Source organism: Endozoicomonas sp. SESOKO2, from assembly GCF_024606245.1.
Lineage (GTDB): Bacteria > Pseudomonadota > Gammaproteobacteria > Pseudomonadales > Endozoicomonadaceae > Endozoicomonas_A.
This window is the reverse complement of record NZ_JAHHPQ010000142.1, coordinates 1-1,977: the sequence shown is the minus strand read 5'-3', so window position 1 is coordinate 1,977 and position 1,977 is coordinate 1. Positions and strand designations below refer to the sequence as shown.

The 1,977-nt window shown below is 44.3% G+C and carries 1 protein-coding gene; it reads left to right on the top strand.

What is annotated here, in order from left to right:
• The coding region (locus KDK17_RS03605; protein ID WP_257287361.1) for a WD40 repeat domain-containing protein at nt 1-1,766 on the top strand (1,766 nt) is incomplete at its 5' end.
• Nucleotides 1,767-1,977: the final 211 nt, after the last annotated feature.

Below are 1,977 nucleotides of genomic sequence, written 5' to 3'. Positions count from 1 at the left end.
TGGGCAAGGACGTCATTGTACGTGACAAGAACAAGATTTCATTATTGCTCGATTTACCCATTGAAATACAATCCAAAATTTATAGATATTTGCAGACCCGTGATATTGCCCGTTTAACACGGGCAAATTCATACATTAACAACACGCTCAAAAATGATACTTCAATGGCTAGGGCATGGTATCGCCAGATTGCTTCATCACACCAGGCTCTAATAAAGACAATCGTCACTGAAAAAGATAAGGATCAACTCGAGAATTGGTTGAGCCGGTTTACAATGGATAAGGCATTAGTCAAGTCAGTCATGGATCGTCATGGGAGTATTGACTTTCCTGCTCTGTTCTCTTTCACTCTCACTAAACTGATGATTGAATGCAAAACATTTATATTTGAGACAAAAGCCTCCCTCCCCAATAATGGCAAGATCAACTCTGCTACCTTCAGTGCCGATGGCCGCTATCTGGTGAGCGTCAGCGATAGTAAAACGGTGATAATCTTTGGTCGGGAGACCGATGGTTCATGGCAAGCAAAAGGCACTATCCCCCATAATGGTCGTGTCATATCATTCATGCTCAGTAACGATGGCCACTATGTAGTGACCGCCAGTGAAGATCGCAATGCGAGAATCTATGGCAAGAAGGACGAACATTCATGGGAAGAAAAAACCACTATTACCCATGATAATCGTCTCATGTCAGCTACCTTCAGCGCCAACGATCGCTATGTAGTGACCGCCAGTCACGATGGCAAGGCGAAAATCTATGGTCTGGAAGACGATGAGTCATGGGCAGAAAAAGCCATCATTAGCCACGATTCTTTAACATCAGCCACCTTCAGCGCCGATAGTTGCTATATGGTGACCACCAGTCTGGATCATACAGCAAAAATCTATGGCAAGATGAACGATGGGTCATGGATAGTAATAGCCATCATTTCCCATGACAAACCAGTCTGGTCAGCCAAATTCAGCGCCGATAGCCGACATATGATCACCTGTTGTGAAGGTAACAGGATGAAAATCTGTGGCCTTGAGAACGATGGGGCATGGGAAGAAAAAGCCATCTTTCCCAATGAGGATCGTTTCTTCTCTGTCACATTCAGCGCCGATAGCAGCCATATGGTAACCTCCGGTCAAGATGGCAGGGCGATAATCTATGGTCTGGAAGACGGATCATGGAACGAAAAAGCCATCATTTCTCATAATGATTGGGTCCTCTCAACCACCTTCAGCCCCGATAGCCGCTGTGTGATCACCCGCAGTAGAGATAAAAAGGCGAAAATCTATCGCCTGAACGATCATGGATCATGGGAAGAAAGAGCTACCATTTCCCATAATAAACAGATCAACTCAGCCAGATTCAGCTCCGATAGCCGCCATGTGATGACCCACGGTGAAGACAGGAAGGTAAAAATCTATGGCCGTAAGGTCAATGGATCCTGGGAAGAAAAAACCACCATTTGTAGTGGTTTGTATATTAGATCAGCATCCTTCAGCGCCGATGGCAGCCATTTGGTCACTGCCAATAACGATAATGTGTCGGAATTTATTTATCACCAGTTAAGACATACATTTTTTAGTTTACTCCCGCCGTTAGATTCTCATCTTGCTATTGTTTACGGTCAGGTAAGCGATGGGTCATGGCAAAAAAAAGCCACCATTTCCTATCCCAGAGGGATCGTGTCAGCCACCTTCAGCGTCGATGGCCATGTGTTGTCCATCCATGAAGATGGGTCGGCGAAAATCACTGAACTAAGCATGGATGAATGACTGATTGCTGTCACTCACTAATTATTCTGCAACACCTGCCTGGCAAGAATCAAAGTCCTGTTTTCCTGTTAGTTTCGCTGAGATCAATGTTATGAACTTTCATAGTAAAACCGACTCTAAGCTGCAGAATCAATTTTAAATAGACTTGCCAACCAAGGAAAACAACAACTTTTAAGAAACGAACCATGGACTGCATAAATAACCATTCCTG